At 73.3% G+C, this 18,586-nt stretch carries 19 protein-coding genes; 15 read left to right on the forward strand and 4 right to left on the reverse strand.

Annotated features, from left to right (window positions below):
* Nucleotides 1-12: 12 nt before the first annotated feature.
* The 10 genes from IC607_RS07465 to IC607_RS07510 all read left to right on the forward strand — a co-directional run bounded on the left by IC607_RS07465 (nucleotide 13) and on the right by IC607_RS07510 (nucleotide 11,819).
* The gene (locus IC607_RS07465; RefSeq protein WP_370526068.1) at nucleotides 13-1,029 is read left to right on the forward strand and encodes a helix-turn-helix transcriptional regulator; all 1,017 of its coding nucleotides are present in this window, start codon (nucleotides 13-15) and stop codon (nucleotides 1,027-1,029) included.
* The gene (locus tag IC607_RS07470; RefSeq protein ID WP_191786604.1) at nucleotides 1,022-1,993 is read left to right on the forward strand and encodes a WYL domain-containing protein; all 972 of its coding nucleotides are present in this window, start codon (nucleotides 1,022-1,024) and stop codon (nucleotides 1,991-1,993) included. The genes IC607_RS07465 and IC607_RS07470 overlap by 8 nt, the downstream gene beginning before the upstream one ends.
* A complete protein-coding gene (locus IC607_RS07475) occupies nucleotides 1,993-2,322 on the forward strand; it encodes a hypothetical protein (protein ID WP_191786606.1) in 330 nt (109 codons plus the stop codon). The genes IC607_RS07470 and IC607_RS07475 overlap by 1 nt, the downstream gene beginning before the upstream one ends.
* Nucleotides 2,323-2,364: 42 nt before the next feature.
* Nucleotides 2,365-2,766: a Sec-independent protein translocase subunit TatA gene (tatA, locus tag IC607_RS07480; protein WP_370526069.1), complete on the forward strand. Its 402-nt coding sequence runs from the start codon at nucleotides 2,365-2,367 to the stop codon at nucleotides 2,764-2,766.
* 90 nt (nucleotides 2,767-2,856) lie between these two features.
* Nucleotides 2,857-3,612 (forward strand): twin-arginine translocase subunit TatC, encoded by a 756-nt coding sequence (tatC, locus tag IC607_RS07485; protein ID WP_191787056.1) that lies wholly within the window; start codon nucleotides 2,857-2,859, stop codon nucleotides 3,610-3,612.
* Nucleotides 3,609-4,523: a diacylglycerol kinase family protein gene (locus IC607_RS07490; protein ID WP_191786608.1), complete on the forward strand. Its 915-nt coding sequence runs from the start codon at nucleotides 3,609-3,611 to the stop codon at nucleotides 4,521-4,523. The genes tatC and IC607_RS07490 overlap by 4 nt, the downstream gene beginning before the upstream one ends.
* 32 nt (nucleotides 4,524-4,555) lie before the next feature.
* Nucleotides 4,556-7,426, forward strand: a complete 2,871-nt coding sequence (locus tag IC607_RS07495; protein WP_191786610.1) for a DEAD/DEAH box helicase — start codon at nucleotides 4,556-4,558, stop codon at nucleotides 7,424-7,426.
* A gap of 17 nt (nucleotides 7,427-7,443) precedes the next feature.
* Entirely contained in the window at nucleotides 7,444-9,075 is a 1,632-nt protein-coding gene (locus tag IC607_RS07500) for an amidohydrolase family protein (protein WP_191786612.1), read from the forward strand.
* A gap of 420 nt (nucleotides 9,076-9,495) precedes the next feature.
* Nucleotides 9,496-11,058, forward strand: coding sequence for an apolipoprotein N-acyltransferase (gene lnt, locus IC607_RS07505; protein ID WP_191786614.1), 1,563 nt, complete (start codon nucleotides 9,496-9,498; stop codon nucleotides 11,056-11,058).
* On the forward strand, nucleotides 11,055-11,819 hold the full coding sequence (locus IC607_RS07510; protein WP_191786616.1) for a polyprenol monophosphomannose synthase: 765 nt from the start codon (nucleotides 11,055-11,057) through the stop codon (nucleotides 11,817-11,819). Before lnt ends, IC607_RS07510 begins: the two co-directional genes overlap by 4 nt.
* A gap of 28 nt (nucleotides 11,820-11,847) precedes the next feature.
* Here IC607_RS07510 and IC607_RS07515 read toward each other — a convergent pair whose 3' ends face one another.
* Entirely contained in the window at nucleotides 11,848-12,192 is a 345-nt protein-coding gene (locus tag IC607_RS07515) for an RNA polymerase-binding protein RbpA (protein ID WP_191786618.1), read from the reverse strand.
* A gap of 163 nt (nucleotides 12,193-12,355) precedes the next feature.
* Here IC607_RS07515 and IC607_RS07520 point away from each other — a divergent pair, with 163 nt between their 5' ends.
* Entirely contained in the window at nucleotides 12,356-13,297 is a 942-nt protein-coding gene (locus IC607_RS07520; protein WP_225224732.1) for an aldo/keto reductase, read from the forward strand.
* A 21-nt stretch (nucleotides 13,298-13,318) separates the two neighbouring features.
* On the opposite strand, the gene IC607_RS07525 is transcribed toward IC607_RS07520, so the two are convergent.
* The 3 genes from IC607_RS07525 to IC607_RS07535 all read right to left on the reverse strand — a co-directional run bounded on the left by IC607_RS07525 (nucleotide 13,319) and on the right by IC607_RS07535 (nucleotide 16,685).
* Nucleotides 13,319-13,885 carry a hypothetical protein gene (locus IC607_RS07525; protein ID WP_191786622.1) on the reverse strand — a complete coding sequence of 189 codons (567 nt, stop codon included), beginning with the start codon at nucleotides 13,883-13,885 and terminating at the stop codon, nucleotides 13,319-13,321.
* A gap of 84 nt (nucleotides 13,886-13,969) precedes the next feature.
* A complete protein-coding gene (locus tag IC607_RS07530) occupies nucleotides 13,970-14,443 on the reverse strand; it encodes a heme-degrading domain-containing protein (protein ID WP_191786624.1) in 474 nt (157 codons plus the stop codon).
* A gap of 4 nt (nucleotides 14,444-14,447) precedes the next feature.
* A complete protein-coding gene (locus IC607_RS07535) occupies nucleotides 14,448-16,685 on the reverse strand; it encodes an LLM class flavin-dependent oxidoreductase (protein ID WP_191786626.1) in 2,238 nt (745 codons plus the stop codon).
* Nucleotides 16,686-16,834: 149 nt separating this feature from the next.
* On the opposite strand from IC607_RS07535, the gene IC607_RS07540 reads away from it, so the two are divergent.
* The 4 genes from IC607_RS07540 to IC607_RS07555 are packed head-to-tail and all read left to right on the forward strand — an operon-like array spanning nucleotide 16,835 to nucleotide 18,584.
* Nucleotides 16,835-17,215, forward strand: a complete 381-nt coding sequence (locus IC607_RS07540; RefSeq protein WP_191786628.1) for a nuclear transport factor 2 family protein — start codon at nucleotides 16,835-16,837, stop codon at nucleotides 17,213-17,215.
* Nucleotides 17,216-17,243: 28 nt separating this feature from the next.
* Entirely contained in the window at nucleotides 17,244-17,693 is a 450-nt protein-coding gene (locus tag IC607_RS07545; protein WP_191786630.1) for a helix-turn-helix transcriptional regulator, read from the forward strand.
* A 10-nt stretch (nucleotides 17,694-17,703) separates the two neighbouring features.
* Entirely contained in the window at nucleotides 17,704-18,117 is a 414-nt protein-coding gene (locus IC607_RS07550; RefSeq protein ID WP_191786632.1) for a VOC family protein, read from the forward strand.
* A complete protein-coding gene (locus tag IC607_RS07555; RefSeq protein ID WP_191786634.1) occupies nucleotides 18,114-18,584 on the forward strand; it encodes a pyridoxamine 5'-phosphate oxidase family protein in 471 nt (156 codons plus the stop codon). The genes IC607_RS07550 and IC607_RS07555 overlap by 4 nt, the downstream gene beginning before the upstream one ends.
* Nucleotides 18,585-18,586: the final 2 nt, after the last annotated feature.

Raw genomic sequence — 18,586 nt, forward strand, 5'->3', positions numbered from 1 at the left:
TACGGTGGTCCGGTGGCCACCACCCCCGCAGCCGCCGAGCGTCTGCTCAACCTCGTCATCGCCCTGGTCAACACCCAGGGGCGGATGACGAAGGAGCAGGTCCGCTCCACCGTCGCCGGATACGGCGACGCGCCCAGCGACGACGCCTTCGAGCGGATGTTCGAGCGCGACAAGGACACGTTGCGCGAGCTCGGCGTCCCGGTCCTGACCGTCACGGACGCCAGCCACGGCGACGACTTCGGGTACCGCATCGACCTCGACACGTACGCGCTGGCGCCCATCGACCTGACGTCGGCCGAGCTCGGCGTGCTGACGATGGCCGCCCAGCTCTGGCAGGACCGGTCGCTGCGCGCGGACTCGTCGCGCGCGCTGACCAAGCTGCGGGCCGTCGGGGACACGCCAGGCAGCACCGACGCCGTCGCCGGCATCGCGCCGCGGGTCCGGCCCGCGGGCGGCGCGTTCGCACCGCTGGTCGACGCCGTCCAGGCACGTCAGGCCGTGCGCTTCACGTACCGTGCGGCGACCACGGGCGAGGTGCGCCCGCGCGAGGTCGAGCCGTGGAAGCTGCTCGCGCGGCGGGGCGGGTGGATCCTCGTGGGCCGCGACCGTGACCGGGGGGCCACGCGCTCGTTCCGCCTCAGCCGGATCGAGGGCGCCGTCCGGACGCTGGGGGAGCCGGGCGGTTTCGAGGCCCCGACGGCCGACGACCTGGCGGACGCCCTGCGCACGTGGGATGCCGGGACCGAGGGCACCGCGACCCTGGCGGTGCTGCCCGAGCGGGCCGGCGCGCTGCGCCAGCGGCACGTCGCCGACGGCGAGCCCCTGCCGACCGTCGCCGGGCGCGACGTGATCCGCGTGCCCTACCGCGCGCAGTGGGAGCTCGCCGAGGAGGTCGTCGGGCACGGCGACGCGGTGCTCGTCCTCGAGCCACGCTCGATGCGTGAGATCGTCGTGCACCTGCTGCGGACCGCCGCAGCGCTCGACGAACCCGTGGCCCGGCACGACGACCAGGAGGTGGCCCGTGGCTGACCGCGCGAGCGACCGCCTGCTGCGGATGCTCGGCATGATCGCGTACCTGGACCGCCACGACGGCGTCCCGGTCGCGGAGGTCGCCGAGCACTTCGGGGTGACGCCGGCCCAGGTCATGGCCGACGTCGAGCTGCTCTGGATGACGGGCACGCCGGGCTACCTGCCGTACGACCTCATCGACTTCGACGCCACGTCCTACGAGCGGGGCGTCGTCCGCCTCACCGAGTCGCGCGGCATGACCCGCCCGCTGCGGCTCGGTGCCCGCGAGGCCGTCGCGCTGGTCGCAGCCCTGCGCGCGCTGGACGGCGCCCTGGGCGGCGCTCTCGACGACGAGCAGGGCGCGGTGCTGCGCTCGGCGCTGGCCAAGCTCACCGCGGCGGCGGGCGACGCCGCGGGTGCCGTCGACGTCACGCTCGCCGCATCCGCGGATCCCCAGGTCACGGCCGCGATCGCGACCGCGCTGCGCGAGAAGCGCCGGCTGCACATCCGGTACGTCAACGCCTCGGACATCTCCACGGAGCGCGACGTCGACCCGATCCGGCTCGTGACCGACGACGAACGGTCGTACCTGCTGGCCTGGTGCCGGGCGGTCGACGGCGAGCGGCTGTTCCGCGTGGATCGCGTGCTGGAGGCGCACGTGCTCGCCGAGGCCGCCGACCCGCACGAGGTCGCGGCGGGTGCGGACACGTTCGAGCCGGGCCCGTACGGCGACCTGGTGACGCTGCGCCTGGCCAGCCGCGCGCGCTGGGTCGCCGAGGTCACGCCGGTGGAGGCCGTGCGCAACCTCGACGACGGCTCGTTCGAGATCGACGTCCGCGTCGTGAACCCCGACTGGCTGCGGCATCTGGTGCTGCAGGTGGCCACCTCGGTGGTCGCGGTGACTCCTGCGCGCGTGGCGACCGACGTGGCCGCCGCGGCCCGCGCGGCCCTGGCCGCGTACGACACGCTCGAGCAGGTGGGCTGATGATCTGGTTCGTGGTGTGGACCGTGCTGGTGCTCGGCGCGGCCGTCGTCGTCTTCCTGCTGCTGCGCCGGTTGTGGCGCCAGGCGGTCGCGCTGGGCCGCGAGCTGTCCGCGGCGTCGCTCGTGGCGGCGCGGCTGGCCGAGCAGGTCGAGGCACTGCAGGCCGCGGCCGAGCGGGACCCGTCCCGCACCGACCCGACGGTCTTCGCCGAGCTCGACGTGCTGCGCCAGCGGCTCGCCGACCTGCGGGACGCGAAGCAGGGTCGCCGCGCGGCTCGGCTCGAGCGCGCGCGGCGGACGCAGCAGTCCTGGCGCGCCTACTGGACCTGAGCCCGCGACGCGTCCTCGCGGCGGGGCGCGTTACGATCAATGGTGGTCGCCTACCGCGGCGCCCGCGTGCGTGACCGTTTCACCGACCGAGGGAGCACCACCGTGAACATCCTGCGCCACCCTGCGACCCTGATGTTCCTCATCCTCGTCGTCGTCGTGCTGTTCGGCTACAAGCGCCTCCCGGACGTCGCCAGGAGCGTCGGCCAGTCGATGAAGATCTTCAAGGGCGAGATGAAGTCGCTCAAGGAGGACGACGCCCCGGCCAACCCCGTCGCGCCGGCGGCACCCGACGCGAACCTGCAGGCCGCGGCGCCCAACACGGTGGTGCAGAACGCGACCACCCAGAACGGCACGACGCCCGGCGGCTCGGTCGCCGACGCGACGCCGTCCGCGCCCACAGCGCCCGCAGCGCCGCCGGCCGGCCCGACGACGCCGTCCGCCTGACGGTCGCGCCCGCCCGACCGCTCACGACCACCCCGACGACGCCGCGTGACCACTGTGCGTCCTGAGCGTCGCCCTGCGAGCGACGGCCGCATGCCGCTGCGCGGGCATCTGGGGGAGCTGCGCCGCCGCGTCGTCCTGGCCGGCCTCGGCATCCTCGTCGGCGCCGTGATCGGCTGGTTCTTCTACGACCCGGTGTTCGAGGCGCTGCAGATGCCGATCATCGAGGCCTCGAAGGCCCGTGACGCGATCGTCTCGATCAACTTCTCCGGCCTGGCGACTGCGATCGACATGCAGGTGAAGGTCTCCTTCTTCCTGGGCGTACTCATCTCGAGCCCGTGGTGGCTGTACCAGCTCTGGGCCTTCATCAACCCGGGCCTCAACCACAAGGAGAAGGTCCGCACCTACGGGTTCCTCGCCGCCGCGGTGCCGCTCTTCCTGGCGGGCGCGACGTTCGCCGCGCTCGTGCTCCCCAACGCCGTGCGCGTCCTGACGGAGTTCACCCCCAAGGGTGCCACCAACCTGATCGACGCCCAGACCTACCTGAGCTTCGTCATGCGGTTCATGCTCGCCTTCGGGGTCGCGTTCCTGCTGCCGGTCATCATGGTCGCGCTCACGCTCGGCGGCGTGGTCCGCGCGCGGACGTGGGCGCGGGGGTGGCGCTGGGCCATCCTGCTCTCGTTCGTCTTCGCCGCCGTGATGACGCCGACGCCCGACGTCCTGTCGATGATCCTGCTGGCTGTGCCCATCTGCGGCCTGTACTTCCTGGCCCTCGGGATCGGGCTCGTGCACGACCGGCGCGTCGAGCGTCGCCGTGCGGCCACGACCGCCGCACCCGACGACCTGTGAGTCGCATCGGGCTCGTCGTGAACCCCACGGCGGGCAAGGGACGCGGCGCGCGCACGGGCACGGACGTCCACCGTCGGCTCGAGCAGCGCGGCCACCTGGTCGACGACCTGTCCGGGCCGACGCTCGAACAGGCCACCGACCGCGCCCGCACGGCGGCCCTCGCCGGGCTCGACGCGCTGGTCGTCGTGGGGGGCGACGGCATGGTGCACCTGGGCGTGAACGTCGTGGCGGGCACCGAGCTACCGCTCGGCATCGTCGCGGCGGGCACGGGCAACGACATCGCGCGCACCCTCGCCCTGCCCCGGGATGACGTCGCGGCGGCGGTCGATGCGGTCGAGGCCGGCCTGCGCGACGGGCCGCGCGCCGTGGACGCCGTGCGCGTCGGCACACCCGGCACCAACGCCTACGAGTGGTTCCTGGGCGCCCTGTCCTGCGGTATCGACGCCGCGGTGAACGCGCGGGCCAACGAGATGACGTGGCCCCGGGGCTCGGCGCGCTACGTGCGCGCCCTGGTCGCCGAGCTGGGCTCGTTCCGCCCGTTCGGCTACCGGATCACGCTCGACGACGGCACGTGGGAGTCCGCCGGGACGCTCGTCGCCGCGGCCAACGTGCCCTGGATCGGCGGCGGCCTGAAGATCGCGCCCGACGCGGTCGTGGACGACGGGCTGCTGGACATCGTGCTCGCGGGGCCGTTCACCAAGCCGGGCGTCGTCAAGATCTTCCCGAGCATCTACCCCGGCAAGCACGTCGGGCACCCCGCGGTCCAGGTGCGGCGCAGCCGATCGATCCTCATCGAACCGGCACCCGAGCTGGGTCCGCCCCCGCCGGTCGCCTTCGCCGACGGTGAGCGGATCGGTCCGCTGCCGCTGCTCGCGCAGGTGGTCCCCGGCGCGCTGCGCGTCCTGTGCTGAGTTCCGACCCCGCGCGCGCCTAGGGTGGGCGCGTGCCGTCACGTTCCCGCCGGTCCCGTCCCTCCGCCGGTCGCACCGAGCCGCCGCAGTCGCCGTCGCGCCCGTCCGACGAGCCGTCGCCGGCCGAGCGCTACGCGGCATCCCGGCGCCGCGCCGAGCACGAGCGCGGCCAGCTCGGCCAGTTCCGCGAGCTGCTCACCTTCCCGCTCGACCCGTTCCAGCTCGACGCCTGCGCGGCCCTCGAGCGCGGCAGCGGCGTGCTGGTCGCCGCGCCCACCGGTGCGGGCAAGACCGTCGTGGGGGAGTTCGCCGTCCACCTGGCACTCGCGGCCGGTCGCAAGGCGTTCTACACGACGCCCATCAAGGCGCTCTCGAACCAGAAGTACGGCGACCTGGTACGGCGCTACGGTCCGGAGCAGGTCGGCCTCCTGACGGGCGACACGACGATCAACGGCGACGCACCCGTCGTGGTGATGACCACCGAGGTGCTGCGCAACATGCTGTACGCGGGCTCGGCCACGCTCGGCGGGCTCGGGTTCGTGGTGATGGACGAGGTGCACTACCTGGCCGACCGGTTCCGCGGCCCGGTGTGGGAAGAGGTGATCATCCACCTGCCCGAGGACGTGCAGCTCGTCTCGCTGTCGGCCACCGTGTCCAACGCCGAGGAGTTCGGCGACTGGTTGGCCACGGTGCGCGGCGACACGACCGTCGTGGTCAGCGAGCACCGCCCCGTCCCGCTCGGCCAGCACGTCCTGGTACGGGACGAGCTGCTCGAGCTGTACGCCGGGCACGTGGACCCCACCGACCCCGGGGTGGACCCTCCCATCAACCCGGACCTGCAGGCCCTGCTGCGCCGGCGGATGCCCGACGACCAGCGCGGACCCGGCGATCGCGGGTACCGGGGGCGGGGCGGCAACCGGCCCGGCCGCCCGGCCCGCCCTGGGGGTGGCAGGCCGACGCCACGCTTCGCCGTCGTCGACGTGCTGGCCGAGGAAGGCCTCCTGCCGGCCATCGTCTTCATCTTCTCCCGCGCGGGCTGCGAGGCGGCCGTCCAGCAGTGCCTGGCCGCCGGCGTGCGTCTCACGAGCCCGGCCGAGCAGGCCCAGATCCGGATGATCGTCGAGGAGCGCTCGGCGGCGATCCCGCCGGAGGACCTGGACGTCCTGGGCTACTGGGACATCGCGGAGGCGCTCACGCGCGGCATCGCGTCGCACCACGCGGGCATGCTGCCGCTGTTCAAGGAGACGGTCGAGGACCTGTTCTCGCGCGGGCTCGTCAAGGTCGTGTTCGCCACGGAGACGCTCGCGCTGGGCATCAACATGCCCGCCCGGTCGGTCGTGCTGGAGAAGCTCGTCAAGTGGGACGGCTCCAACCACGTCGACGTGACACCGGGGGAGTACACGCAGCTCACCGGACGTGCCGGGCGGCGCGGCATCGACACCGAGGGGCACGCGGTCGTCGTCGCGCACCCCGGGCTGGACCCCGTGCAGCTCGCCGGCCTCGCGTCCAAGCGCCTGTACCCGCTGCGCTCGAGCTTCCGGCCCACGTACAACATGGCCGCCAACCTCATCGGCCAGATGGGCCGCGAACGCGCCCGCGAGGTGCTGGAGACGTCGTTCGCGCAGTTCCAGGCCGACCGCGGCGTCGTCGGGCTCGCGCGTCAGGCGCAGTCGCACGCCGAGGCGCTGGAGGGCTACGAGGAGGCGATGCGCTGCCACCTGGGCGACTTCGCCGAGTACATGGAGATCCGCCGGGAGATCACGGCGCGCGAGCGGGAGGCGACCAAGGCGGGTGCCGCCGCGCGCCGCGCCGAGGTGTCCCGCACGCTCGAAGGCCTGTCGCCGGGTGACGTCCTGGAGGTGCCGTTCGGTCGCCGGCCCAGCCACGTCGTCGTCATCGACCCGGGGGGCAAGCCCGGCTTCGACGGCCCCAAACCCATGGTCCTGACGCTCGACAGGCAGGTCCGTCGGCTCACGGTCGCCGACGTCGGCAGCGGGGCGAAGAAGGTCGGCGCCGTGCGCCTGCCCAAGGGCTTCAACGCGCGCGTCCCGTCGTCCCGTCGCGACCTCGCCGCGATCCTGCGGGCAGCGACCGACGACCTCGCGCAGCCGCAGCGCGGTCCGGCCCGGCAGGGCCGCAAGCGGACCGCTGCGCACGACGACGAGCAGATCGCCGCCCTGCGTCGTCGGCTGCGCCAGCACCCGTGCCACGCCTGCCCCGACCGTGACGAGCACGCCCGCTGGGCCGAGCGCTGGTCGCGCCTGAGGACCGAGCACGAGGCGCTCGTCGGCCGGATCGCCGGCCGCACCGGGTCGATCGCGGCCGTCTTCGACCGCATCTGCGACGTGCTGGTCCGCCTGGGGTACCTCGCGTCGTCCGACGGTTCCCTCACGGTGACCGACGACGGTCGGTGGCTGCGCCGGCTCTACGCCGAGAACGACCTGCTCCTGGCGCAGTGCGTGCGCTCGGGCGCGTGGGACGAGCTCGACGGCGCGGGCCTCGCTGCCGCCGTGTCCACGCTCGTCTTCCGCTCCCGCCGCGACGAGAACGCGGAGCCGCGCGTCCCCGGCGGCCCCGAGGGACGCCTGGGGCGCGCGCTGGAGGCGACCGTGCGCACCTGGTCCGAGCTCGACGACCTCGAGGCCGCGCACCGGATCGAGGCGACGAGCGCGCTGGACATGGGCCTGGTCGAGTCCATCCACCGCTGGGCGGCGGGGCGCAGCCTCGACGCGGTCCTGCGGGGGAGCGAGCTCAGCGCCGGCGACTTCGTGCGGTGGTGCAAGCAGGTGATCGACGTGCTCGACCAGCTCAGCCAGTCGGCGCCGACGGACCGCATGCGCACCACGGCGGGCAAGGCCGTGGACTCGCTGCGCCGAGGCGTCGTGGCGTACTCGTCGGTCTGACGCCCTATCGTGTGCCGGTGAGCTCGACCCTGTACCGCCGCGGCGTCATCCACACGTCCGCCGACCCGTTCGCCGAAGCCCTGCTCGTGGAGGACGGCGTCATCGCCTGGCTCGGCGCGGAGGACACCGCCGACGGCTTCGCCGCCCGCGCCGACGAGGTCGTCGACCTGGACGGCCGGCTCGTGACCCCCGGCTTCGTCGACGCGCACGTGCACGTCCTCGAGACCGGCCTCGCGCTGGAGAGCATCGACCTCAGTCCCGCTGGCGGCGTCCACGACCTCGCCGACGCCCTCGCGGCGGTCCGGCGCGCTGTCGACCGCGCCGACGGCCTGCCTGTGCTCGGATTCGGCTGGGACGAGCTGGCGTGGCCGGAACGCCGCCCGCCGACGCGCGCGGAGCTCGACGCGGCGGCATCCGGCGCGCCGGTCTACCTGGCACGCGTCGACGTGCACTCGGCGGTCGTGTCGTCGTCCCTGGCCGCCGCGTCCGGCGCCGACCGTGCTGAGGGCTGGAGCGACGACGGCCTCGTCGTCCGCGACGCCCACCACGCGGCGCGGGACCACGCACGCGCGGTCTCGGCGGATCGTCGCACCGCGCTCTACCGCCGCGCGCTGCAGCACGCCGCGGCTCGCGGGATCGTCTCCGTGCACGAGCACAGCGCGCCGTCGATCGACACGCGCGCCGGCCTCGTCGAGCTCCTCGAGCTGACCGCCGACGCCCGGGACGGGCTCCCGCACCTGGTCGCGTACCGGGGCGAGCTGTGCGAGACCGTCGACGACGCTCGCGAGATCCTCGCGGCGATCCCCGGCCTGACGGGCATCGGCGGCGACCTCAACGTCGACGGCTCGATCGGGTCCCGCACGGCCGCGCTGCGCCGCCCGTACACGGACGCGCCGGGGGAGAGCGGCACCCTCTACCTGGACGCCGGGCAGATCGCGAACCACCTGACGGCGGTGTCCCGGGCGGGGGCGCAGGCCGGATTCCACGTGATCGGGGACGCCGCGATGGACGAGGTGCTGCTGGGCCTTCGCGCGGCCGCCGACGTCGAGGGGGCGGCTGCGCTCGCCCGGACCGGGGTGCGGCTCGAGCACGCCGAGATGATCGACGCCGCGACGCTCGCCACGCTCGTGCTCATGGGGGTCCGGCTGAGCATCCAGCCGGCGTTCGACGCGGCATGGGGCGGCACCGCCGGGATGTACGCCAACCGCCTGGGACCGGGCCGGGCCGCTGCGCTCAACCCGATCGCGGACCTCGCCGCCGCCGGTGTCCCGCTCGCGTTCGGTTCCGACTCGCCCGTCACGCCGCTGGATCCGTGGGGCGGCGTGCGGGCCGCGTCGTTCCACCACGAGATCGACCAGCGGATCAGCGCGCGAGCAGCCTTCCGTGCGTCGTCGCGCGGCGGGTGGCGGCTGGCCGGCCACGATCACGTCGGCGAGCTGCGGGTCGGATCGCCGGCTCACCTCGCCGTGTGGGAGGCCGACGAGCTCGTCGTGCAGGCGCCCGATGGACGCCTGTCCGCGTGGAGCCCCGACGCCCGGGCCGGGATCCCGCTGCTGCCCGCACTCGCGCCGGACGGCGACGACACCGAGCCTGCGCGGTGCGTGCGCACGGTCCGCGACGGGCTCACGATCTTCGACGCGTTGGGCTGAGCGGGTGATTCCGCGGCTTCGGCTCGCCGCGTCGGCGACCCGCACGGACCCCGATCGCGCGACACGCGCGGCGACACGCCGAACCGACCAGTCACCAATCACCCAAACCGGGCGCCATGACCTGCATGGAGGTCTGTGACCTGCGGTGACGCACCCTTGACACGTCCTGGACAGCCGGTAGGTTGCTCGTTGACCCACCACCGCGGAACCGTCGACGACGTTGTCCCGGGACTCCCGCAGGGAGCCGACGGTGGATCTCGGGGCTCCGACCGGGCCCGCGTGTTCAGTAGACAACGGCCCGCCCCTGGGCGCCGCCGGTACGAAGGACACGCGGGCCGGTCGGTCGAGATCTCCCCGGGGCTCAGTCTCGTCAGACCGGCGCTTTTCGGCGCACCTGGTCCGCTGCCGTAGCCTGACGCCGTGCCCACCGCTGAACCCGCCCGCTGGTGGACCCTCGTCCTCGCAGCCGTCGGCGGCTACCTGACACGCCTGGCCTTCCCGTCGCCCGGATGGTGGGGCCTCGCGTACGTCGGCGTCGCGCTGCTGTACCTGGCGCTCCGCCGTGACAGCGCACGCTGGAACGCGCTCGTCGGGCTGGTGTTCGGGCTCGCCTTCTTCGTCCCGCTGATCGTCTGGGCCGGGGACGCGGTCGGAGTCGTGCCGTGGTTCGCGCTCAGCATCGCGGAGGCGTGCTACCTGGCGATCTTCGGAGCCGCCTGGTCCTGGGCGCGGCGCGGCTACGCCGTGTGGCGGTCGGGCGCCTGGCAGGCCGCGGTGTTCGTGCTCCTGTGGGTCGCGGTCGAGGAGCTGCGCGCGTTCGGGCCGTTCGGCGGCTTCCCGTGGGGGCGCCTCGCCTTCAGCCAGGCCGACGCACCGCTCGCCGCGTTCGCGTCCTGGGGCGGTGTGCCGCTGCTGAGCGGGCTGACAGCGCTCGTCGGGGTGGTCCTGGCGCGAGCGGTGATCAGCGCGCGTCGCCTGCGTGCGCTGCGGACCGCGGGCGCCTTCGCGCTCGGGATCGCTCTGCTGCTCGTCGGCCTGAGCGTGCCGCTGGCCACGCAGGCCCAGACGGGCACCCTGAAGGTAGGCGCTGTGCAGGGCAACGTGCCGGGCCAGGGACTTGACGCTTTCGGGCAGCGGGCCGCCGTGCTCGACAACCACCTCCAGGGCACGTACGCCCTGCTCGACCAGGTGCAGCCGGGCGACCTCGACCTGGTGCTCTGGCCGGAGAACGGCACGGACATCGACCCCCAGGCGGACGCGGCCGCGGGCAAGGCGATCGACGACGCCGCCAAGGCCGTCGACGCGCCGATGCTGATCGGGACCGTCCAGTATCCAGAGTCTGGCGGGCGCTACAACACCGCAGTCTTGTGGGAGCCGGGACAAGGCGTGGTCGCGAGCTACTCGAAGCAGCACCCGGCGCCGTTCGCCGAGTACATCCCGATGCGCTCGTTCGTCCGGCACTTCTCGAGTGCCGTCGACCTGGTGACTCGTGACATGATCCCGGGTGACCGACCCGGCTACATCCCGCTGGACTCGGCGCGACTTCGACGCACGGTCGGCATCGGCGACGTGATCTGCTTCGAGGTCGCCTACGACGCACTGGTGCGTGACGCTGTCCGCGCCGGGGGAGAGGTGCTGGTGGTGCAGACCAACAACGCGACGTTCGGGTACTCCGACGAGTCCACGCAACAGCTCGCGATGTCGCGCATCCGCGCTATCGAGCACGGCCGGGCGACGGTGCAGATCTCGACCGTCGGCGTCAGCGCGGTCATCGCCCCGAACGGCGCGGTGAGCCAGCAGACCGGTCTGTTCACCGCGGAGCAGATGGTGGCGACGATGCCGCTGCGCGACACCATGACGCCGGCTACCCGGCTGGGCGGCTGGCCGGCATGGATCGCCGAGGCGCTGGCCGTCGCGGCCGTCGTCGCGGGCGCCGTGGGCGCGTCGCGCGTCCGCCGGTCCGACCGGGGCGTGATGGCATGAGCCGGCGCACCCTGGTCGTCATCCCCACGTACAACGAGCTCGAGTCGATCCCCGGTGCGCTCGAGCGGCTCGCACAGCACGTGCCCGACGCGCACGTCCTGGTCGTCGACGACGGGTCGCCTGACGGCACGGGCGCGCTGGTGGAGAAGATCGCCGCCGACGACACGGCGCCACGCGAGATCCACGTCATGCACCGCTCCGGCAAGCTCGGTCTGGGCACGGCCTACGTCGCCGGGTTCCGGTGGGCGCTCGAGCGGGACTACGCGGTCATCTGCGAGATGGACGCCGACGGCAGCCACCGCGCGCAGGATCTACCGCTGCTGCTCGCGGCGGTCGACGACGCCGACCTGGTGCTCGGCTCGCGCTGGGTGCCGGGTGGTTCGGTGGTGAACTGGCCGAAGAACCGCGAGATCCTCTCCCGCGGGGCCAACACCTTCACCCGCATCATGCTCGGCATCCCGCTGCACGACGCGACCGGTGGCTTCCGCGCGTACCGCGCCGACCTGCTGCGCCGGATCCCGCTCGGCGAGGTCCAGTCGCAGGGCTATGGCTTCCAGGTGGACATGTCGTGGCGGGCGGTCCGTGCCGGAGCGCGGACCGTGGAGATCCCCATCACCTTCGTCGAGCGAGCCGCCGGGGCGTCCAAGATGAGCCGCGCCATCGTCGTCGAGGCGCTCGTCTCGGTGACCCGCTGGGGGATAGCCGAACGCTCCCGCCAGGTGGCGGGAGCGTTCCGTCGAATCACGCGTCGACCCGCCTGAGCGGGCCGGTCGTCACGGCGCTACTGTCTCAGGCGCTGCGGCGCAGCTTGCCGGACCGGAGCAGGTCCAGTCGCTCGTCGAGCAGCTCCTGGAGCTCACCGATCGTGCGGCGCTCGAGCAGCATGTCCCAGTGCGTACGCGCAGGCTTGCCGGCCTTGACCTCGGGCTGGTCGGCGTCGCGCAGCAACGCCTCGGCGCCGCACCGGCACTCCCACACCACCGGGACGTCGGCCTCGACCGAGAACGGCAGGATGATCGTGTGCCCGTTGGGGCAGTCGTAGTGCGCCTGGAGACGAGGGGCGAAGTCGACGCCGTCCTCGGACTCCATGCTCTGGGACCCGATGCGCATGCCGCGCAGGGACCTGTTCGCCATCTTGGGGACCTCCGTGCCGGGTCTCGGCCGTCGAGTGTGGGTGCTACCACCGGTTTCAACGGTGGGTGCCGTCCTAGTGTTCCAGCCTGGCGTGAAGGCTTCGTGAACGCACGCCGGGAGCGCTGCGCGGGCTTAGTCTGCGAGGGTGACTTCTGCCACCACCATGACGCACCGTCGGCTGGGCGATAGCGGGCTGACGGTATCGACTGCGGGTCTGGGCTGCAACACGTTCGGCGCCACGCTTCATCCCGACGAGGTCGCGCCGCTGGTCAACGCGGCGCTGGACGCGGGCGTGACGTTCTTCGACACGGCTGACGTCTACGGCGGCGAGCCCGGCCAGAGCGAGTCGCTGCTCGGCGCCGCCCTCGCGGGGTCACGCGACGACGTGATGATCGCCACCAAGTTCGGCATGGACACCCGCGGCCTCAACGGGCCTGACTGGGGTGCGCGCGGCTCGCGACGCTACGTCCGCCGGGCGGTCGAGGGTTCGCTGCGCCGGCTGGGCACGGACTACATCGATCTGTACCAGCTCCACGCCCCCGACCCGCTCACCCCGATCGAGGAGACGCTCGCCGCTCTCCACGACCTCGTCACCGAGGGCAAGGTCCGCTACCTCGGATCGTCGAACTTCGCCGCCTGGCAGGTCACGGAGGCGGACTGGGTCGCACGTACCGAGGGCCTGACGCCGTTCGTCTCGGCCCAGAACCGGTACAACCTGCTGGACCGGGACGCGGAGCGCGAGCTCGTGCCGGCCGCGGAGAGCGCCGGCGTCGGGATCCTGCCGTACGTGCCTCTCGCGTCGGGACTGCTCACCGGCAAGTACCGGCGGGGCGAGGCGGCACCGGACGGGAGCAGGCTCGCACGGATGCCGGACCGACTGGCCGGAGCGGACTTCGACCGGATCGAGGCGCTGACGTCCCTCGCTCAGGAGTGGGGGGTCGACCTGCCGACGCTGGCCCTCGGCGGCCTCGCGGCGCAACCCACGGTCGGCTCGGTGATCGCCGGCGCTCGCACGCCCGACCAGCTACGCGCCAATGTCGCCTCGATCCTGTGGGAGCCGACCCTCGAGCAGCTCGCCGCGCTCGACGACACCACGGAGTCCTGACTCCCGCCGACCCGGCCGGCGTCACCAGCGCAGCACCCGCGCGCGGTGCCGGCCGACGGCGCACACGCCGCGCAACCGCACGCCCTGCGCCTCGCACGCCTGCGCGAGCACCTGCTCCCACCCGCGTTCCACCGTTCCGCGGTCGCCGCCCGCTCGACGGACGACCGCGAACACCAGCCCGCCACCCGGGGCGCGTTCAGCCAGGATCAGGGCGAGCGCGGCGACCAGGTCGCTCGCGAGCACCGCGTCCGGCCGGGCCGGGGTGTCGTCCAACGGGATCACCACCGGAAGGGTGCGGTCGTCCTCGTCGACGAGCAGCGCCCACAGTGCCGCAGGCCCGGCTCGTTCGGGACCGATGAGGGGGAGCAGCACGTCCAGCGCCGCCTCACCGTCGCCGAGCACGGTCCCCACGGGGTAGATCAGGTCGTCGTCGGGTCCGTCGTCGTCGAACCCCGGCGCGCGGCCCGGGCACCTGCAGTGGCAGCCGGGGGAGGCAGCCCACGGGACGGGCGGCGCCCCGTCGTCGTCGGGCCACTCCTCCTGCGCCCAGTCGTCGCTCCAGTCGTGCTCGCGTGGTGTCGTCGTCATGCACCCAGCGTGGGACCGCCCGCACCGGCACGACGGGCGCGCGCCACATCTGTGGACGGAGCTGCCCGCCGCGCGTGGCTGTGGTCACGCGAGGAACGCGCGGATGCCCTCCACCACGAGGGCGTGGTCGTCAGCCTGGGGGAGACCGGAGACGGTGGCCGCGCCGACGATGCCCACACCGCGGACGCGCACGGGGAACGAGCCGCCGTGCGCCGCGAACTGCTGGTGCGGCAGGTCGTGCTGCTGCGCGAAGGTCGTGCCGCGAGCGCGCGAACGCAGCCCGACGAGGAACGACGAGGCGCCGAACCGCTCGACAACGCGCACCTTGCGCTCGATCCAGGAGTCGTTGTCCGCGACCGTGCCGGGTCGAGCGGCGTGGAAGAGCTGCTGCGTCCCGCGCCGGACGTCGACGGTGACCGGCAGGTCGCGCGTGATCGCGAGCTCCACCAGCAGGCAGCCGAGCCGCCATGCGTCGTCGTTGTCGAAGGTCGCGAACTCGAGCTCGCGCTCCTGCGCCTCGACGGTGGCGATCAGGGCGGTGACGTCGTCGGTGCTCATCGCGTCATCGTGGCACGTCGAGCGGCAGGTCGTGACCGAACACCCCGTCGGGGTCGTATCGCCGAGCCACGGCACGCAGCCTCTCCAGCGTCGCCGGGGGATACACGCGCTCGAGGCGGTCGTCGCCCAGGTCGAAGCTCCGGTAGACGCCCGTGACGGCTTCCCCGAGCTCGTCCCACCGGCGGTCGAGCGCCGGACGCCGCGAGGCGGTCGTCATGGCCGACAGCGAGAAGTTCTGGGTGCGGTGGGCGTACGCGGTCGCGTCGGCGGGCACGGTGTTGACCGCGCCGCCGACGGCGCGCAGCTGCAGCATCTGGGTCTCGCCGGCGCGCAGCAGGTCGGCCAGGACGCGCGCGACGTCCGGGGTGACGTGCTCGACGAGGCCGCCGCGGATGTTCGCCGGGCCGCCGCCCTCGTGGCGGGAGTGGTGCGCCTGCACGACTCCCGAGTAGGGGAGCAGGTTGGCCTGCTGCTGGAGCACCGGAGCGACGCCCAGGAAGGGCTCGAGAGCGGCGACGGCCGCGTCGGTGTCGTCGCCCGCCCAGACGGTCATGGCCTGGGCGATCGGCGGCTGGTCGGGGCGGGCGGGCACGAGGGTGAGGAAGCTGGTGAGCTCCCAGGGTGAGTCCTCGACGAGCTGGGACCAGGTCAGCAGCAGCTCGGCCGTGTCGCTCGCGTCGTAGACGAAGGTCGCGAGGACGACGTCGCCGACGGCGGCCGCCTCGATGTCGACCGAGGTGACGATGCCCACGGCGGCACCGGCGCCGCGCACGGCCCACAGCAGGTCGGCGTGCTCGTCGGCCGTCGCACGCACCACCGAACCGTCCGCGAGCACCACCTCCGCCGCGACCACGTGGTCGAGCGTGAGGCCGTAGGAACGCCCCAGCAGTCCCTGACCGCCGGCGACGACGAGGCCGCCGACACCGACGTCGCCGTAGTCGCCAGAGCTGATGGCCATCCCGAGCGGTGACAGCTTCGCGGCGACGTCGCCCCAGTGCGCGCCGGCGCCGAGGCGGACGAGACGACGGTCCCGGTCGAGGACCTCGACCCCGTCCAGAGCGCCCAGGTCGATCACGATGCCGCCGTCGTTCGTCGACCGGCCGGCGATGCCGTGCCCGCCGGAACGGACCGCCAGCGGCACGTCCTGCGTGCGCGCGAACGCCAGTGCCTGCGCGACCTCGTCCGTGCTGCGCGCCCGGACGACGAGACCCGGGCTGCCCGCCCAGATGTACGTGGAGCGCACGGCGCCGTACCCGCGGTCGCCGGGCTCGACGACGCTGTCGGCCAGGGAGTCCGGGATGGCGTCGTAGTCGATCCCCGGCACACGCTTGGCCAGGGCGGACGCGGGTCGGACCGCTCCCGTCGTCGTCCCGGCGGAACGCCGCTCGGCGGCCACCGCGGCGCGCAGCGCGGGGGCGAGCTCCTCGCCGAACACGGCGAGCGCGCGCTCGTCGTCGGTGCCGAGGACGAAGGTGGAGACGCCGTCGTCGACGACCAGGGGGAGCAGCTCGTCGACCCAAGCGTCCACGCTCGCGGGCACCCGACCGCCCAGGTTCAGCAGCCGTCGGATCTCCCGGGGGTCGCGGCCCGCCGCGGAGGCGGCCGCGTCGATGCGCGCGTTGCCCTCGGCGAGCTGGCCGGGCTGCAGGTAGCCCTGGCTGGGCAGCCAGCCGTCCGCCTTGGCCCCGACCAGGGCGAGCATGCGCGGTTTGTACGCGCCGAGCCAGATGGGGATGTCGTGGGCCGGCGCGGGGCCGCGCTTGGCACCGTCGACGGCGTGGTGCTCACCGCCCGCGCGCAGGACGCCGCGCGTGTCGGTGTCCCACAGGCCGCGGATCACGTCGATGGCCTCGTCGAGCGCGGTCACCGCCTCACCTGGAGTCATCCGCGGGGCGCCCATCGACACGATCGCGTCCCAGAAGGCACCGGACCCGAGCCCCAGGGCGACGCGACCACCGGAGAGCAGGTCGAGGCTCGCGGCCGACTTGGCCAGCACAGCCGGCTGCCGCAGCGGCAGGTTGAGCACGTTCCCGGCCACCTGCACCCGGCTCGTCGCCGCTGCGACCCACGTCAGCAGCGTCCAGGTGTCGAGGAACGCGGGCTGGTAGGGGTGGTCCTGGAACGTGACGAGGTCCAGCCCGTGCCGTTCGCCGGCGACGGCGAGGGCGACCACCTGCTGGGGGTCGTTCGCCTGCGGGGTCAGAAAGCTGCCGAAGGCCAGGTCGTGGCCGTAGTCAGGCATGGTTCTCCTTCGAGGTCGTCGTCCAGGCATGACAACGTCGCGTGGCCCACGCTGCTTCCGGACTGCTCGAGCGTGCCAGATGCCTGTGAGTCGCCGACACGCTCCGAACGGCGGTACCGAGGACGGGGAGCGCGCGCGAGGATGGGCGGATGGACATCACCGCCGCGCAGTCGTTCGCCCGCGCCTGGCTCAACGCCTGGAACGCCCACGACGTCGACGAGCTCGTCAACCACTTCGCCGAGGACGCGATCTTCACGTCGCCCGTCGCCGCGCAGCTCCTGCCGGAGACTGGGGGAGTGCTGGTGGGGCGGGAGGCGATCGGGGAGTACTGGGCCCTTGGCCTGCAGCGCATCCCGGACCTGCACTTCGAGCTCAACGACCTGTACGTGGGCGTCGACACGGTGGTCATCAACTACCGCAACCACACAGGTGCGCTGGTCTGCGAGGTGCTGCGGCTCGCCGACGGCCTCGTGACCCGGGGCGACGGCACCTACCTGACGGCGGACGCCGCGGGGGAGTCGGGCGCCTGACGACGCGGTGCGTGGGACGATCGGGACGATGACGTCCGACCCGCGCCTGCGCGACCTCGCCTTGTTGCGCCGTGTGCGCGACCGGATGGACCGCGAGTTCGCGCAGCCCCTCGACGTCGAGGAGCTGGCGCGCGGGGTCCACATGTCCGCCGGGCACCTCAGCCGGCAGTTCCGTGCCGCCTACGGCGAGTCGCCGTACGCCTACCTCATGACCCGCCGGATCGAACGGGCCATGGTGCTGCTGCGCAGGGGAGACCTGAGCGTGACGGACGTCTGCTTCGCGGTGGGCTGCCAGTCGCTGGGCACGTTCAGCACGCGCTTCACCGAGCTCGTGGGCGTCCCGCCCAGCGTGTACCGCAGCGAGTACGCCGACGAGAGCGCGGGACTGCCGGGGTGCGTGTCCCGCGAGGTGACGCGCCCGACGCGGCAGCGCGAACCGGTCAGGAATCGAGAAGCCGGGCCGCTGGCCCCGCACTAGCGTGACGACCATGACGATCACGATCCACTCCAGCTTCCTGCCGCACGACGACCCGACCGCGGCGACCGCCTTTTACCGCGACGTCCTCGGCTTCGAGGTCCGCAACGACGTCGGCTACAACGGTCTGCACTGGATCACCGTCGGCCCCGCCGAGCAGCCCGACGTCTCCGTCGTCCTGTACCCGCCGCAGGCGACACCCGGCGTGACGGACGACGAGCGCCGGACGGTCGCCGAGATGATGGCGAAGGGCACGTTCGCCACCCTCATCCTGTCGACCGACGACCTCGACGCGACCTTCGACCGCGTCCAGGGCATGGAGGTGGACGTCGTCCAGGAACCGATGGACCAGCCGTACGGCATCCGGGACTGCGCATTCCGTGATCCGTCCGGCAACCTCATCCGCTTGAACCAGAAGCCCGCGTGAGCCCTGCACCTCGGGACATCGCGGCCCGCACGGCCGACGCGCTGTCGGCGCTGACCGCACCAGCCGCCGATGCCTGGGTCGCGACCGCCTCGGCGGACGGCACGCCGCACCTGGTCCCGCTGACGATCGCCTGGCACGACGAGCGGATCCTGCTCGCCGTCGAGGGTCGGTCGTTGACCGCACGCAACGTCGTCACGTCGGGCCGGGCACGGCTGGGGATCGGTCCGACGCGCGACGTCGTCGTCGTGGACGCCACGCTGGATCGATGCGTCCCGGTGGACGACGAGCCGTCGCTGGGCGACGCGTACGCGCGGCAGGCCGACTGGGACCCGCGCGGCGACGACGCCTACGTCTTCCTGGTGCTGCGCCCGGTGCGCATCCAGGCGTGGCGCGACGTCGCCGAGCTCGAAGGGCGAACCCTCATGCGCGACGGCCTCTGGTTGAACAGCCCGACGGACGCGGCCTGACG

It is taken from the genome of Cellulomonas sp. JH27-2, assembly GCF_014837175.1.
GTDB lineage: Bacteria > Actinomycetota > Actinomycetes > Actinomycetales > Cellulomonadaceae > Cellulomonas.

What these genes read in the sequence shown, in the direction of transcription:
- IC607_RS07475 (WP_191786606.1), top strand. Translation starts at nt 1,993, where the DNA reads ATGATCTGGTTCGTGGTGTGGACCGTGCTGGTGCTCGGCGCGGCCGTC.
- tatC (WP_191787056.1), top strand. Translation starts at nt 2,857, where the DNA reads ATGCCGCTGCGCGGGCATCTGGGGGAGCTGCGCCGCCGCGTCGTCCTG.
- IC607_RS07510 (WP_191786616.1), top strand. Translation starts at nt 11,055, where the DNA reads ATGAGCCGGCGCACCCTGGTCGTCATCCCCACGTACAACGAGCTCGAG.
- IC607_RS07515 (WP_191786618.1), bottom strand. Translation starts at nt 12,192, where the DNA reads ATGGCGAACAGGTCCCTGCGCGGCATGCGCATCGGGTCCCAGAGCATG.
- IC607_RS07520 (WP_225224732.1), top strand. Translation starts at nt 12,356, where the DNA reads ATGACGCACCGTCGGCTGGGCGATAGCGGGCTGACGGTATCGACTGCG.
- IC607_RS07525 (WP_191786622.1), bottom strand. Translation starts at nt 13,885, where the DNA reads ATGACGACGACACCACGCGAGCACGACTGGAGCGACGACTGGGCGCAG.
- IC607_RS07530 (WP_191786624.1), bottom strand. Translation starts at nt 14,443, where the DNA reads ATGAGCACCGACGACGTCACCGCCCTGATCGCCACCGTCGAGGCGCAG.
- IC607_RS07535 (WP_191786626.1), bottom strand. Translation starts at nt 16,685, where the DNA reads ATGCCTGACTACGGCCACGACCTGGCCTTCGGCAGCTTTCTGACCCCG.
- IC607_RS07540 (WP_191786628.1), top strand. Translation starts at nt 16,835, where the DNA reads ATGGACATCACCGCCGCGCAGTCGTTCGCCCGCGCCTGGCTCAACGCC.
- IC607_RS07545 (WP_191786630.1), top strand. Translation starts at nt 17,244, where the DNA reads ATGACGTCCGACCCGCGCCTGCGCGACCTCGCCTTGTTGCGCCGTGTG.
- IC607_RS07550 (WP_191786632.1), top strand. Translation starts at nt 17,704, where the DNA reads ATGACGATCACGATCCACTCCAGCTTCCTGCCGCACGACGACCCGACC.